This window comes from Gilliamella bombi (assembly GCF_900103255.1).
Taxonomy (GTDB): Bacteria; Pseudomonadota; Gammaproteobacteria; order Enterobacterales; family Orbaceae; genus Gilliamella; species Gilliamella bombi.
Genome location: NZ_FMWS01000016.1, coordinates 57,158 through 71,832 on the forward strand (window position 1 = coordinate 57,158; position 14,675 = coordinate 71,832).

Genomic DNA, 14,675 nt, shown 5'->3' on the forward strand with positions numbered 1-14,675 from the left:
CATTGGTTAAGATTTATTTTCATCCGTTTTAAATAAACCTGAAGAATCATCAGAATAATCTCTAGGCTGCTTATCAAGCGTAATTTCTTTTGTTTCGTTAGAATCTGTATTTGAATCAAAATCTAAAGATTGAATATTACCACTATCCATAAATTGACTGGAGTTTTCAGCCATATGTTGATAAAGGCGACGAAAATCTTTAGCCATATTATCCAATATTTCTGCGCTATGTGAAAAATGTTTAGCAATCATTTGTTTTTGGGCTATTAATTCATCTTTTGTTTGATCTAACTCTTGTTTAACTTTGGCATATTTACGTGCCTTAGGACTAATAACACTAATAAAAATGAAACAAATAATAAAACCAATCACAAATCCAATTATAAGATAAGTAAGCATACCTTTATCCATTATTCACTCCTTATATCTTTAAGATATATAATTTTATAAAATTGAAGACTAATTATCAGCGCTTATTTTGCATGGTTAGCAAGTTTTATCAATTGTTTTTTTAACTTGCCTGGTGCATTTTCTGCTAATGCAGATAGAAACATTGCGCTTTTTTGTGTCATCACACTTGAAGCTAAAGATGACTTATCACTTTGATAATTGCTCTGTGACCACCTCACTGAAATATCTGGATTAATCTGATATTGAATAGAAGATAAGGATGGTAAAATAATTTTTCGTATTTCAGAAATTAAATTGCTTTGTTCATATTTCAATCTAGTTAACCAACAAGCTGAGCTAACCTCTAAAATCAACACACCTTGGCGATAGTTAGCAACTCGACATTGTTGATTTAATGGTGAAGGCAATAAATCATAAACAACTTTAGCTAAAGAGCATAATGCATTAGTTCTATCTTGAATCTTAGACAGAGAAGAGGCTTGTGTCAAAATTGACGTCAACATTTGTGGTTCGTTATAACGCATAATTATGCCTTTTATTAAAAAATAGTAATAACTAAAATGCAAAAATATTTTCCACCAATGTTTAAGTAATTTATCTTATTTGAATGAAAAAGTCCCTTAAAAAAAGAATATTTTCACTTAATTAACACTTTATAAAAAGTTCACAAATAACTCAAAATTAGAAGAACAAAATAAAAAACTGGCAAATACTATTAATATAATATCTGCCAGTTTTATAAAAATAAAAGCTAATTATAAAGGTTAGCTTTGATTATTCCACTTATTTTCTCTAATAAAAGTCCATAAAAAAATAGCACAAATAGCATGGCCTAGCCTTAATCCAATAGTATCAATAAAAAGATTATAATTGGTTGACCAATTGTATAAGTCAACTGGAAGGCACTTACTACCTCAATTCAGTTAATATTAGAAAAATATTTAAAATAATTGTTTTATATCTTAGTAAACACTTTATCGTAATACAGAAAATGCTATTAATGTGTAATAATTTTGACATTACATTCTTCTAAGCGCTATATTGAATGTGATCTTTTCTACATCTATATCGTTAAGCAGTTTTTTTAAAGCAGTTTAAATTTAAAGGAGATGTAATATGAACATTTTAAATAACATTTTTTCCAAAGTATTTCCAAGTGCTCAAGCAAAAGTAGATAATGCAGTTGATACTGTGAAGGATAAAGTTGAAAATATCACTGCATCTGTTAAAAATACAGTATCGAGTGGCTCAGAGAAAGTCCAAGATAAAGTAGAGAAAAGCGCATCCGCAACTAATGTTGATGTTTCCTCTATTCTTGAGAATTTAGCTAAAAAGCACCCTGAAACGCTTAATTGGAAAACATCTATCGTTGATCTATTGAAATTATTAGGTATAGATAGCAGTTTAGATGCACGGAAAAATTTAGCGAAAGAACTGAATTATCCAGGCAATACTGATGATACCGCAGCAATGAATACATGGTTAATTAAAGAAGTAATGAAAAAAATTGCTGAAAAAGGTGGTAATGTAACCCATCTTTTTTCTTAAAAGAGTATATTAAGACAATTAAATCCACCTAATATTTTAGGTGGATTTTTTTTATTAAAGTGGATATTTATTGATTTTTACGTTATTGAAACATTCAACAATTTAACTAAGCTTTAAAAGCATGTAACTTGTTCATTGCAACGTCTATTCCATCAGACAATAAGATATCTGTACAACGCAAAGATTCGTCAATAGCTTTATCAATTAATTCCTGTTCAGGTTTAGATGGCTTATTTAAAACATAACCAACAACTTTATTTTTATCGCCAGGATGTCCAATACCAATTCTTAACCGATAAAAATTTAAATTATTTCCCAATTTACTAGCAATATCTTTTAGTCCATTATGCCCACCATGACTACCACCAAACTTAAGTTTAGCTATTCCGGGATTTAAGTCGAGTTCATCATGTGCAACTAAGATCTCTTCTGGCTTTATTTGGTAAAATGTCACCATAGCTTGAACAGCTTTACCACTTAAATTCATGAAAGTAGTTGGAACTAATAAACGTACATCATGACCTGAAATGTTGATTCGTGATGTGTAACCAAAAAATTTTTGTTCATTTTTTAATGATTGATTATAACGTTCAGCCAATTGCTCAACAAACCACGCACCTGCATTGTGCCTTGTTGCTGCATATTCATTTCCGGGATTGGCGAGTCCTACAATCAGTTTTATCGTTGTCATAATATTTTTATTGTCACTAGATTTTATCGATAAAAATGCCCCAAAAAAGGGGCATTATACCAATGATAAAATAGGTTATTGATGGAACATTGCTGAAATTGATTCTTCGTTACTAATTCGACGAATTGCTTCAGCAAGCATACCTGATAATGTTAATTGGCGAACATTTTTCAATGCTTTTACTTCAGCCGTTAATGGAATTGTGTCACAAACAACAATTTCATCAATGGCACAGTTTTTAATATTACTTACTGCTTTACCTGAAAATATCGGGTGGGTAGCATAAGCAAATACTCTTTTGGCACCTCGAGCTTTTAAAGCATCAGCTGCTTTACAAAGTGTTCCAGCAGTATCAATCATATCATCAACTAAGATACAATCTCTATCAGCAACATCGCCAATAATATTCATCACTTCTGCTTCATTGGCACGTTGACGACGTTTATCAATAATTGCCATATCAGTATCATTAAGTAGTTTAGCTATCGCACGAGCACGCACCACTCCGCCAATATCAGGGGAAACAACAATTGGGCGATCAAACTCACGTTGTAGCATATCTTCTAAAATAACAGGGCTACCAAATACATTATCAACCGGCACATCAAAGAAACCTTGAATTTGTTCGGCATGAAGATCAACGGTTAAAACCCTATCGACACCAACAGTTGATAGAAAATCAGCAACAACTTTAGCAGTAATAGGGACACGAGCCGAACGAACTCGACGATCTTGCCTTGCATAACCAAAATAAGGAATAACAGCAGTAATACGACCAGCAGATGCTCGGCGCATTGCATCGATCATAACTAATAATTCCATTAAATTGTCATTGGTAGGGGCACAAGTTGATTGAATAATAAAAACATCTTCACCACGGACATTTTCATTGATTTGGACATTAACTTCACCATCACTAAAACGGCTTACCACAATGTCACCAAGAGAAGTATAAAGACGATTAGCTATACGTTTTGCTAGTTCTGGTGTGGCATTACCAGCAAAAAGCTTCATATCAGGCACGAGAAATCCTCAAGCATGTATTCATGATTACTTTATTCGTAATCGGTTAAACTGGGGCTATAATTATATAATCATTTATTGATTATGCTCAACTACAATATAAAAATATATTGAAAATATTTGATATATTTTTATAAATCATTAAATAAAACAATTTGGCCATAAGATGCTTTTGCTGTGAACTCAAAATCGAGTAAACTAACTAACAAACCATTCTTTGGCTTTAATAAATTCCACAACAAAAGTAGATAACGTGATGAACGAACAATTAAACTCAGATAACGAAAATATCAAATCTAAAAGAACCATTCGTAGTTTTGTTTTGCGGCAAGGTCGTTTAACAAAAGGCCAAGAACAGGCATTAATAAGTTTATGGCCGGTATTTGGTATTGAATATGATGTAAATTCACCAATGGTTTTTGACTCTAACAAACAGGCTATTCTTGAAATTGGATTTGGTATGGGTGCTTCGTTAATTGAAATGGCTAAAAATGCACCTGATAAGAATTTTTTAGGAATCGAAGTTCACAAACCCGGTGTTGGTGCTTGTTTGATGGCAATTGAAGAAAATCAATTATCAAACTTAAAAGTGATGTGTCACGATGCTGTTGAAGTATTAGAAAATATGATCCCTAATCATACATTAGACAAAGTACAAATTTTTTTCCCTGATCCTTGGCATAAAGCAAGACATAACAAGCGCCGCATTATTCAACCCCAATTTGTACAGTTAATTCGACAAAAATTAAAATTAGGTGGAATTTTGCACCTAGCTACCGATTGGCAACATTATGCAGAACATATGTTAGAGGTTTTAACCCAAGCTGAAGGTTTTGAAAATTTATCACCAAGCGGTGACTATATTCCGAGACCTGATGATAGACCAATTACTAAATTTGAAAAACGAGGTCAAAATTTAGGCCATGGCGTTTGGGATCTTCAATTTGTAAACAAATAATTATGCTAAGGAGCCACTATGCAAAATCAAACCATCGATCTACTTTGTCGACACCGCTCTATTCGTGCTTATAAAACAACTAGTTTAACTCAAGAACAAATAGCGTCTATAGTTCGATCAGCACAGTCGGCTTCTAGTTCTAACTTTATTCAATGTTCGACAATTATTCGTATTACAGATCCTCAAAAACGCGAAAAACTAGCTCATTATGCTGGTGATCAAAAATATGTTAACCAAGCTCCTGAATTTTGGGTATTTTGCGCCGATTTTAATCGTCATTTTCAAATTGATCCAACACTCAATCTTGGCAAAGCAGAGCAGTTATTATTGGGCTGTGTTGATACAGCAATTATGGCTCAAAATGCAGTAATAGCGGCTGAATCCTTAGGACTTGGTGCTGTGTATATTGGTGGACTGCGAAATGATCTTGATAAAGTAACCCAATTACTTAAGTTACCAAAATATGTTCTTCCTCTTTTTGGGCTTTGCCTTGGTTACCCCGATCATAATCCAGAAATAAAACCAAGGTTACCTAAAGAGCTTCTCTTTTTTGAAAACCAATATCAACCACTTGATCATGCAACTTTAGCAAAATATGATACCCAAATAGGTGATTACTATCAAAACCGTAGTACTAATCAAAAAACCGGTGGTTGGAGTGATAAAATTGCAAATACAATAAATAATGAACAACGTGATTTTATTTTAGATTATTTACATAAACAAGGATGGATCACAAAATGAAAAATAACCATTACCAATTAGATAAAGTCGTTATACTTAGCCGTCATGGTATTCGTACGCCATTGCAAAATACTTTACAGTTTTTAGAAAAAGTTACTCCCTTTAAATGGCCTAAATGGGATCATCCATATGGTTATTTGACCACTCGTGGTGGAATATTAGAAGTTTATTTTGGCCGCTATTTATCGACTTGGCTTGAAAAACACAATATAAAATTATCAAAACATAATACTGAATTATTCGTGTATTCTAATAGTCTGCAAAGAACTGTCGCGACCGCTCAATTTATGACAGCTGGTGCCTTTGCTGGGTATGATATTCCTATTCATCATAAATATGCCATTGAAAAAATGGATCCGATTTTCGATCCTAGCTTGCAAGACGATTCAACTGAGTTTAAAAATGCGGTATTGCGTGATATTGAAGAAGCTGACAAAGCAGCCAATATTTTTAAAAGCCTAGCACCAGCTTATGAAATCCTTTCCGATATTTTGGATTATAAGCATTCAAAATTATATGCTGAATATAAATGCGATTTAGCCGATATTCCATCCGAACTTTATTTTAAAAAACATGAAGAACCAGCACTCCTTGGACCACTTGCGATAGGTATTTCAGCCGTTGATGCATTCTTATTGCAATACTATTCAGCCTTTCCAAAAGAACAAATTGCATGGGGTAGACTGACTAGCCAAGAGCAGTGGCAACAAATTAGCGCAATTCGTAATCAATATATAAATTTAGTTTGCCATTCTAAGACACTTGCCAAACATTCAGCGGCACTTATTATCAACATGATAAACGATCTTATGCTACAAGATAGTAAAGTCAATTTACTTGTTGGACACGATAGTACCATCGCTTCATTACTGGGTGCATTAGACTTTAAAGACTACCAACTACCAAATCAATTTGAAATAACCCCAATTGGTGGAAAAGTAGCTTTACAGCGTTTTCGTCACCTATCTACAGGCGAATACTTTTTTAAAGCCGAATATATTTATCAAAGTTTTGAACAACTCCATAACGGGCTAGCACTTGATGACAATAATTTACCACAACATTATCAACTTCATTTGGAAAATGCTTCTGTTAATAATGATGGTTATTATTATTGGTCAGATTTTGAGGAACGAATAAAATCAATTAAAACTAGGTAATTAACCATTAGGTTATCTAATTTTTCCTATCTAACTGGGATTAAACAAGTTAATAATAAAAAGTTAAGCTAATTCTAATTAATAAAAAATTCCTTGTCAAAAAGTTTCAGGTAAATATACGTTTTAGTATAAATGTCAATTGTTTAGCTTACTTAAATCATAGTCAATTACAATAGACCAAATAGAGTGTAGATAGATAAGATGTAATCGTTTTCAATAATTAATTGCATTTTATTTGTTTTATTTTATTTTTATTCCAATTAATTATTTTAAACCTCCTATCTAGTAGATTACCGATCTTTAATTTGCACTATTGTCATCATAAAATACAAAAATTATACTCAAACACATATTTACCTGAAACTTTTTAACAAAAATTAATTTAATATCAAATGTAATCGATTTCATAAAATGTTATCTAGATCACTTTTTCAAAATTATTTTAGTGCTATTATCGCCTCAACAAATAACTTACCTATTCATATACATACAGAAGTTTTTTTAAATGATTGTGTGGTCATTTAAAGCCTAACAAAGGAAGTTCATTATGAATCAAAAAATAAAGTCATCACTAAGTAATAAGAATTATTGGATATTCAGTCTCTACTTCTTTCTGTACTTTTTTATTATGGGAGCATACTGCCCTTTTTTTCCCGTTTGGCTAAAAATGAACGGACTTGATGAGGCAAATACTGGGTACGTTTTTTCATTTATTTCACTATTTGCGCTTTTTTTTCAACCCTTGTTCGGGTTAATTTCTGATAAACTAGGATTAAAAAAACACCTTCTTTGGGTTATCACACTTCTTCTTGTACTATTTGGTCCATTTTTTATCTTCGTTTTAGGGCCATTACTCAAATTAAATGTCACCTTGGGCGCAATTGTTGGAGGGCTTTATCTTGGTATGGTATTTAGTGGTGGGGCACCAGCTATTGAAGCACTTGTCGAAAAAATAAGTCGACGTAGTGGTTTTGAATTTGGTCGCTGTCGCATGTTTGGCTGTTTTGGTTGGGCTATATGTGCTTCGTTTGTTGGAATTATGATTTCTAAAGATGTCAATGCCGTTTTTTGGTTATGTTCTGGATTTGCATTGATTCTTTTAATTTTAGTTAAAATCGCCGATCCTGCAAAAACCACAACGACTGAAGTTGTTGAGCAAATGGGATTAAATAAACCAAAGCCATTCAATCTAAAACTTGCCCTTGATTTACTTAGTATGCGTAAAACATGGTTTTTCATGCTTTACATTGTTGGGGTTGCTTGTACTTATGATGTATTTGATCAACAATTTGCAAACTTTTTCACCTCATTTTTTACTAACGAACAAGTGGGTCGTGAAGCTTTCGGCTATGTAACTACGCTTGGTGAATTTTTAAATGCCACTGTGATGTTTTTTGCTCCTCTGATTGTAATGAAATTAGGCAGTAAAAATACATTACTCATTGCTGGTGCTATCATGTCCATTCGTATTACTGGCTCAGCATTTGCCAGCACAGCTGTTGAAGTGGTGATATTAAAAACGCTACATATGTTCGAAGCACCTTTATTACTTGTCGGTGCATTTAAATATATTACTAAACACTTCCCTATTCACTTATCAGCAACTGTTTACTTAATTGCATTTTGTTTTGCAAAACAATTATCTATCATGTTTATGTCCACTTTTGCGGGGTTAATGTATGTTAAAATAGGTTTCGAAGGAGCATATTTAATCCTTGGCTTAATCGCATTGAGTTTTACGCTTATTTCATCCTTTACATTATCAGGGCGCGGACCATGGGATCTGTGGAAACATAACAACAGTGAAGAGTCTGAAAATTAGCAGACACTCACTATAACTATTATTAAACTAGATGAAGGTTTTATTATGAAAATATTAGTAACTGGTGGTTGTGGATATATAGGAAGTCACACATGTGTTCAACTAATTAAATCTGGCTACACACCAATTATTATTGATAATTTGTTTAACAGTAAAGCATCAGTACTAGTTAGAATACAAAAAATTACTGGGCAATCCGTCATTTTTTATCAAGGCGATGTATGCGATGAAAAACTATTAACTAAGATTTTTTCAGAACATGACATTAAAGCGGTGATCCATTTTGCTGGTTTAAAAGCAGTCGGTGAATCAGTCCACAAACCGCTAGAATATTATGAAAACAATGTCTACGGCAGTATCGTACTTATGAAAGCAATGCGAGCTGCTGGCGTTAAACAGTTAGTATTTAGTTCGTCGGCCACTGTCTATGGCGAATTAGCCCCTGTTCCTTATGTTGAAACATTACCACAAGGTTTACCTACTAGTCCGTATGGAAAAAGTAAATTAATGGTTGAGCAATGTATTATGGACTTAGCCGTTGCTGAGCCCGATTGGTCACTAACTTTACTACGTTATTTTAATCCTGTTGGAGCCCATCCAAGTGGATTAATGGGCGAAGACCCACTTGGTGTTCCTAATAATCTTATGCCTTATATTACCCAAGTTGCTGTAGGCAAAAGAGAGTCATTAGCTGTTTTTGGTAATGATTATCCAACAATTGATGGAACTTGCGTTCGTGATTTTATACATGTTGTTGATTTGGCCGATGGGCATATCGCTGCACTCAAAACCGATCAAAACAAAGCTGGTGTGCATATTTACAATTTAGGCTCAGGTGTTGGTTATAGCGTATTACAAGTCATTAAAGCTTTTGAAAAAGCATCAGGAAAACCTCTTAATTGGCACTTTGCCCCAAGACGAGCAGGTGATTTACCAGCATTCTGGGCTGATGCTAATAAAGCTGAGCAAATATTAGGTTGGAAAACCAAACTCACGCTTGATGACATGGTAAAAGATTCATGGAATTGGCAATCAAATAACCCTCAAGGCTATCCTGATTAATAATACATTTTATAAAACATACAAAATTAACAGAAGAGGCAAAAATGGATATTTTTAACCCAGTTGACCATCCTCATCGTCGTTACAACCCATTAACCAATCAATGGGTACTTGTTTCACCACATAGGGCAAAACGCCCATGGCAAGGACAACAAGAAGTATTAAACGAAGAGCAAAAACCAAGTTATGATCCAACTTGCTTTTTGTGCCCAGGAAATAAACGGGTAACAGGAGATATCAACCCCCAATATAAGGGAACATTTGTTTTTACTAATGATTTTGCAGCATTAATGAAAAATACTCCAGAATCACCAAAAAACGCCGATCCTTTATTCCAAATGCAAAGCGCAAAAGGTACTAGTCGAGTTATCTGTTTTTCACCCGATCACAGTAAAACATTACCTGAACTTGATTTACCTGCAATTGAAGGAGTAATTAAAACTTGGATAGAACAGCAACAGGAGTTGGGTGAAAACTATCCTTGGGTACAAGTGTTTGAAAACAAAGGATCAGCAATGGGGTGCTCTAACCCTCATCCACATGGACAAGTTTGGGCAAATAGCTTTTTACCAAATGAGATTGCGCGTGAAGATCTAAATATGCGTAATTACTTTGAAAAATATCATCGCAATTTATTGGTTGATTATGCTGAAAAGGAACTTATTAATCGTGAGCGAATCGTTGTAGAAACTAAGTATTGGCTTGCCGTTGTTCCTTTTTGGGCAATATGGCCATTTGAAACATTATTATTACCAAAAATTCACATTCCACAATTAACCCAATTAAATGACAAACAACAAAGTGATTTAGCAATTGCGCTCAAAAAATTAACGAGTCGCTACGATAATTTATTTCATTGCTCTTTCCCATACTCTATGGGCTGGCATGGTGCGCCATTTATGCAAGATAAAAATGATTATTGGCAAGTACATGCACATTTTTATCCCCCTTTATTACGTTCCGCCACAGTAAAAAAATTTATGGTAGGTTACGAAATGTTAGCCGAAGTACAACGTGATTTAACCCCAGAGCAAGCAGCTGAAAGGTTACGTAACGTTAGTGATGTGCATTATAAAGACAAAAAGGATAAATAGATGAACGCATTAATCAAAGCAACTACACAAGCATTTGAATCTAAATTTGATTATAAACCCGATACACTTATACAAGCCCCCGGTCGTGTAAATTTGATTGGCGAGCATACCGATTATAATGATGGTTTTGTTTTACCTTGTGCTATCGATTATCAAACGATAATAAGTTGTCACAAACGTTCAGATAATCTTGTTCGAGTTATTGCGGTTGATTATGATAATCAACAAGATGAATTTTCTTTAGATTCTCCTATTGAAAAACATCCAGATTATATGTGGGCTAACTACATACGTGGGGTGGTAAAGCACTTAAAAAAATATGCAAATAATATCCATGGCGTCGATTTTGCTATTAGTGGAAACGTTCCTCAAGGAGCAGGACTAAGTTCATCAGCATCTCTAGAGGTTGCGGTAGCTAAAATGTTCCAAGTTCTTTATAACTTGGCTTTAGATGGCACCAAGTTAGCCCTAATTGGTCAAGAGGCCGAAAACCAATTTGTTGGTTGCAATTGTGGCATCATGGATCAACTAATATCTTCCCTTGGACAAAGCCAACATGCATTATTAATTGATTGTCGTTCATTAGAAGTTAAACCAGTCTCAATTCCTAAAGATTTTGCTGTAGTTATCATCAATTCAAATATCAAACGAGGATTAGTTGATAGTGAATATAATACTCGACGTAAACAGTGTGAAGCAGCAGCACAAGCCCTTGGGGTAAAAGCCTTAAGAGACGCGTCCTTAACTGAATTACAACATATTGAAAAAACGCTCGATCCAATTGTCTTTAAACGAGCTCATCATGTAATCACTGAAAATGAGCGCACACTAAAGGCAGCACAAGCTCTTACAGATGGTGATTATAAATTATTATCAAAACTCATGGCACAGAGTCACAATTCAATGCGTGATGATTTTGAAATTACAGTCCCCGCTATTGATTATCTAGTTGAAATAATTCACGGTGTAATTGGTGAACAAGGCGGTGTTCGCATGACAGGCGGTGGCTTTGGTGGTTGTGTTGTGGCAATAGTACCAAAAGATAAAGTTGATGCTGTTAAAACCGTTGTTAGCGATAGTTATGCTAAAAAATTTGGTATTAAAGAAGATTTTTATGTCTGTAAACCAAGTGAAGGAGCACACGCGATATGCCTATAACGCAAATTATTGAACTGTCCAATAAACAAGGAATGCAAATAAAACTTTCAAACTGGGGAGCTACATGGCTTTCCTGTGAATTGCCCGTTAATGGACAGACTCGTGAAGTGCTACTCGGCTGTCGCTCACTTGAACAATACCAACAACAGGATGCCTATTTAGGTGCTACAATAGGCCGATATGCTAACCGTATTGCCAATGCTACTATTAATATTGACAATAAACAATATCATCTCACTGCGAATCAAGGTGTAAATCAGTTACACGGCGGAAAATTAGGCTTCGATAAACAATTATGGTTAATTCAATCTTGCTCCGATCAGCAAGTGACCTTCCATCTAATTTCACTTGATGGTGATCAAGGTTTTCCTGGTGAGCTGAATGTAACAGTAACGTATAAACTCACCGATGACAATCAAGTAATTATATTGTTTAATGCAACTACTACAAAAACTACGCCAGTAAATTTGACTAATCATGCTTACTTTAATCTAGATGGCGAAATAAGCAAAGATGTACTTAATCACAGATTAAAAGTAAATGCTAACTGTTATTTGCCAGTTAATGCCAATGGTATCCCTAATAAGGATTTAGTTAGTGTTGCCATGCACGATATGGATTTACGTCAACCAAAACTTTTATCGGAAAAACTACTTGAAAGCGCAGAAAGGCAAATAACTGGTGGTTATGATCATGCTTATTTATTAGATAAAACCAAAGTGATAGCCGCTCAGCTCATTTCATCTGATAAAAAAGTAACAATGAATGTTACTACAACCAAACCGTCATTACAGATTTATACAGGTAACTTTTTACAACATACACCAAACCGGCATAATGGTGAATATGGAAATTTTGCTGGCATAGCATTAGAAAGCCAATTTTTACCAGACAGCCCTAATCATCCTGACTGGCCACAACCAAGCTGCTTTTTACAACCAGAACAAATATATGAACATTACACTGCTTACCAATTTTTTATAAATCAATAACTTGTTTGACTTAATTATTGCTGTATATTAATAATATCTAGCTTTTTCATATTTACATTACTAGAAATCTAACAAATTGAGCAAAAGAATTTTGCATGGTTAAACTAACAATCCTAAGTAAAATTAGGTATGATACAGTCATCATACCTAATGGATAATATTAAATATGAAAAGCAAAAGTTTAACTGCTATTTTCCCGGGTACTTTTGATCCCATTACTAATGGTCATATTGATCTTGTTACACGAGCTTCGTTACTGTTTCCTCGATTAATTGTTGCTATTGCCGAAAATCCTAATAAAAAAACACTCTTTACTCTAGAAGAACGCGTAAATTTAGCGTCAACAGCAGTTGAACATTTACTCAATGTCGAAGTTATTGGCTTTGACAATTTAATGGCTAATTTTGCACAAACCCATAATGCCACAGTTATCGTTCGAGGCGTTCGTACAACACACGATTTTGAATACGAAAGGCAACTTGCCGAAATGAATCGTGCATTAAAATCTGATTTAGACACTATCTTTTTAATGCCATCAATTGCAATGGGATTTATTTCATCGACAATAGTAAAAGATGTTGCCTACCATGGCGGTGATATAACAAATTTAGTACCACTACATGTCAAAACAGCTTTATTAAAACGCTTAACATAAATAAAAACGTCTATGGTTAATTTTTACACTCCACAAAGAAAAAAGTTCACACCACAAAAATTGACAGTAACTATCTTATCTTTAGATGCTTTTGGGCAAGGCGTGACCAATCATAAAGGTAAAACAATTTTTGTAAAATCAGCCTTGCCTGATGAAACCGTTGATATTGAGTTAACTGAAAATAAGAAAAATTACGCTAAAGCCAAAGTCATTAGATATCATAATCAAAGCAAATACCGCGTTAAACCTCTATGTGAATATTATCAACAATGTGGAGGTTGTGAGCTACAACATATTGCACCACATATGCAACAACAAGCAAAATATGATGCGTTGATAAATCTATTACAAAAAGAAACAGGACAACCTTTATCAAATATCGTTAAAAATTCACCGCAAATTATTGCCGATCAACCTTACCATTATCGTCGACGTGCAAGACTTTCAATTAATATCGTTAAAGGCCAATTAGCAATTGGATTTCGCCAAGCAGAATCTAATCAAATAATCAATATCAAACATTGTCCTGTATTAGTTGATGAATTAGAGTCATTGCTAGCGCCATTACAAAGCATGCTCAATAACATAAAACAGAAAAAAGCACTGGGTCACGTTGAACTAATTTCGGTCGATAGCGGTATTATTCTTGTTTTAAGGCACACTATGCCTCTAAGCAATCATGATGTTAACCTATTAAGAGAATTCGCCGAAAATAACAATATTTCACTTTATTTTCACGGCGATGATTTAATACATATTGCCGGTAATACTGAGCATTTTTATTTAATTAATCATTTAAAATTAACATTCAGCCCTCTAGATTTTATTCAGGTAAATTGTAAAATTAATCAAAAGATGATCGAACAGGCGCTTAACTGGCTAACTTTACAACCAACAGATCGGGTTTTAGATCTGTTTTGCGGAATGGGCAATTTTTCGTTACCTATAGCAAAATTAAGTAAAACTGTAACGGGAGTTGAAGGTGTTGATACCTTGGTTGAAAAAGCAAAATTCAACGCTATATTAAATAATACTGAGATTTGTGCGGAAACTAATTTTTTAACCAGCAATTTAGATGATTCTCAACAATTTTCGATATGGAGTCAATCACAATATAATTATAATAAAGTATTATTAGATCCAGCAAGAGCAGGAGCGTTTAATGCAACAATAGAAATTGCAAAATTAGCACCATCAAAAATTGTTTATATATCGTGTAATCCTGCTACACTAGCTCGAGATAGTAAACAACTTATCGATGCAGGATATCAAATTGCTCAAATTGCTATTTTAGATATGTTTCCGCAAACCAAACACATTGAATCAATGTTGTTGCTAATAAAATCAGGAACATAAG

General features: G+C 33.9%; 15 protein-coding genes. 11 read left to right on the plus strand and 4 right to left on the minus strand.

All coding sequences use genetic code 11. The features are described 5' to 3' along the window. Nucleotides 1–6: 6 nt before the first annotated feature. Both B9N71_RS04030 and B9N71_RS04035 read right to left on the minus strand, forming a co-directional pair. Nucleotides 7–411: a Z-ring associated ZapG family protein gene (locus B9N71_RS04030; RefSeq protein WP_065561406.1), complete on the minus strand. Its 405-nt coding sequence runs from the start codon at nucleotides 409–411 to the stop codon at nucleotides 7–9. Between the two features lie 62 nt (nucleotides 412–473). Then, the gene (locus B9N71_RS04035; protein ID WP_085164270.1) at nucleotides 474–935 is read right to left on the minus strand and encodes a DUF721 domain-containing protein; all 462 of its coding nucleotides are present in this window, start codon (nucleotides 933–935) and stop codon (nucleotides 474–476) included. A gap of 592 nt (nucleotides 936–1,527) precedes the next feature. Here B9N71_RS04035 and B9N71_RS04040 point away from each other — a divergent pair. After that, nucleotides 1,528–1,959 carry a DUF3597 domain-containing protein gene (locus B9N71_RS04040; protein WP_085164272.1) on the plus strand — a complete coding sequence of 144 codons (432 nt, stop codon included), beginning with the start codon at nucleotides 1,528–1,530 and terminating at the stop codon, nucleotides 1,957–1,959. A gap of 106 nt (nucleotides 1,960–2,065) precedes the next feature. Here the strand turns inward: B9N71_RS04040 and pth are convergent, their stop codons facing one another. Together pth and B9N71_RS04050 are read right to left on the minus strand one after the other, a co-directional pair. Next, nucleotides 2,066–2,650: an aminoacyl-tRNA hydrolase gene (gene pth / locus B9N71_RS04045; RefSeq protein WP_085164274.1), complete on the minus strand. Its 585-nt coding sequence runs from the start codon at nucleotides 2,648–2,650 to the stop codon at nucleotides 2,066–2,068. Nucleotides 2,651–2,725: 75 nt separating this feature from the next. Further along, entirely contained in the window at nucleotides 2,726–3,673 is a 948-nt protein-coding gene (locus B9N71_RS04050; protein ID WP_034915766.1) for a ribose-phosphate pyrophosphokinase, read from the minus strand. Nucleotides 3,674–3,926: 253 nt separating this feature from the next. On the opposite strand from B9N71_RS04050, the gene trmB reads away from it, so the two are divergent. The 10 genes from trmB to rlmD all read left to right on the plus strand — a co-directional run bounded on the left by trmB (nucleotide 3,927) and on the right by rlmD (nucleotide 14,674). Next, a complete protein-coding gene (gene trmB / locus B9N71_RS04055; RefSeq protein WP_085164276.1) occupies nucleotides 3,927–4,631 on the plus strand; it encodes a tRNA (guanosine(46)-N7)-methyltransferase TrmB in 705 nt (234 codons plus the stop codon). Between the two features lie 18 nt (nucleotides 4,632–4,649). Then, entirely contained in the window at nucleotides 4,650–5,375 is a 726-nt protein-coding gene (gene nfsA, locus B9N71_RS04060; protein WP_085164278.1) for an oxygen-insensitive NADPH nitroreductase, read from the plus strand. After that, nucleotides 5,372–6,535 carry a histidine-type phosphatase gene (locus B9N71_RS04065; protein WP_167370051.1) on the plus strand — a complete coding sequence of 388 codons (1,164 nt, stop codon included), beginning with the start codon at nucleotides 5,372–5,374 and terminating at the stop codon, nucleotides 6,533–6,535. Before nfsA ends, B9N71_RS04065 begins: the two co-directional genes overlap by 4 nt. A gap of 547 nt (nucleotides 6,536–7,082) precedes the next feature. Beyond that, on the plus strand, nucleotides 7,083–8,357 hold the full coding sequence (locus B9N71_RS04070) for an MFS transporter (protein ID WP_085164282.1): 1,275 nt from the start codon (nucleotides 7,083–7,085) through the stop codon (nucleotides 8,355–8,357). A 45-nt stretch (nucleotides 8,358–8,402) separates the two neighbouring features. Next, complete coding sequence (galE, locus tag B9N71_RS04075) at nucleotides 8,403–9,419, plus strand: UDP-glucose 4-epimerase GalE (protein ID WP_085164284.1); 1,017 nt, start codon at nucleotides 8,403–8,405, stop codon at nucleotides 9,417–9,419. 44 nt (nucleotides 9,420–9,463) lie between these two features. After that, nucleotides 9,464–10,513, plus strand: a complete 1,050-nt coding sequence (gene galT, locus B9N71_RS04080; RefSeq protein WP_065589413.1) for a galactose-1-phosphate uridylyltransferase — start codon at nucleotides 9,464–9,466, stop codon at nucleotides 10,511–10,513. After that, nucleotides 10,514–11,671, plus strand: coding sequence for a galactokinase (gene galK / locus B9N71_RS04085; RefSeq protein ID WP_085164286.1), 1,158 nt, complete (start codon nucleotides 10,514–10,516; stop codon nucleotides 11,669–11,671). It abuts the gene before it with no gap. Next, nucleotides 11,662–12,663 carry a galactose-1-epimerase gene (gene galM, locus B9N71_RS04090; RefSeq protein WP_085164288.1) on the plus strand — a complete coding sequence of 334 codons (1,002 nt, stop codon included), beginning with the start codon at nucleotides 11,662–11,664 and terminating at the stop codon, nucleotides 12,661–12,663. The genes galK and galM overlap by 10 nt, the downstream gene beginning before the upstream one ends. 166 nt (nucleotides 12,664–12,829) lie before the next feature. After that, nucleotides 12,830–13,318 (plus strand): pantetheine-phosphate adenylyltransferase, encoded by a 489-nt coding sequence (gene coaD, locus B9N71_RS04095; protein ID WP_065575058.1) that lies wholly within the window; start codon nucleotides 12,830–12,832, stop codon nucleotides 13,316–13,318. 12 nt (nucleotides 13,319–13,330) lie between these two features. Beyond that, a complete protein-coding gene (gene rlmD, locus B9N71_RS04100) occupies nucleotides 13,331–14,674 on the plus strand; it encodes a 23S rRNA (uracil(1939)-C(5))-methyltransferase RlmD (protein ID WP_085164290.1) in 1,344 nt (447 codons plus the stop codon). Nucleotide 14,675: the final 1 nt, after the last annotated feature.

Excerpts from the sequence above, each read along its gene's own strand:
- B9N71_RS04030 (WP_065561406.1), bottom strand. The coding sequence starts at position 411 with ATGGATAAAGGTATGCTTACTTATCTTATAATTGGATTTGTGATTGGT.
- B9N71_RS04035 (WP_085164270.1), bottom strand. The coding sequence starts at position 935 with ATGCGTTATAACGAACCACAAATGTTGACGTCAATTTTGACACAAGCC.
- B9N71_RS04040 (WP_085164272.1), top strand. The coding sequence starts at position 1,528 with ATGAACATTTTAAATAACATTTTTTCCAAAGTATTTCCAAGTGCTCAA.
- pth (WP_085164274.1), bottom strand. The coding sequence starts at position 2,650 with ATGACAACGATAAAACTGATTGTAGGACTCGCCAATCCCGGAAATGAA.
- nfsA (WP_085164278.1), top strand. The coding sequence starts at position 4,650 with ATGCAAAATCAAACCATCGATCTACTTTGTCGACACCGCTCTATTCGT.
- B9N71_RS04065 (WP_167370051.1), top strand. The coding sequence starts at position 5,372 with ATGAAAAATAACCATTACCAATTAGATAAAGTCGTTATACTTAGCCGT.
- B9N71_RS04070 (WP_085164282.1), top strand. The coding sequence starts at position 7,083 with ATGAATCAAAAAATAAAGTCATCACTAAGTAATAAGAATTATTGGATA.
- galE (WP_085164284.1), top strand. The coding sequence starts at position 8,403 with ATGAAAATATTAGTAACTGGTGGTTGTGGATATATAGGAAGTCACACA.
- galT (WP_065589413.1), top strand. The coding sequence starts at position 9,464 with ATGGATATTTTTAACCCAGTTGACCATCCTCATCGTCGTTACAACCCA.
- galK (WP_085164286.1), top strand. The coding sequence starts at position 10,514 with ATGAACGCATTAATCAAAGCAACTACACAAGCATTTGAATCTAAATTT.
- galM (WP_085164288.1), top strand. The coding sequence starts at position 11,662 with ATGCCTATAACGCAAATTATTGAACTGTCCAATAAACAAGGAATGCAA.
- coaD (WP_065575058.1), top strand. The coding sequence starts at position 12,830 with ATGAAAAGCAAAAGTTTAACTGCTATTTTCCCGGGTACTTTTGATCCC.
- rlmD (WP_085164290.1), top strand. The coding sequence starts at position 13,331 with ATGGTTAATTTTTACACTCCACAAAGAAAAAAGTTCACACCACAAAAA.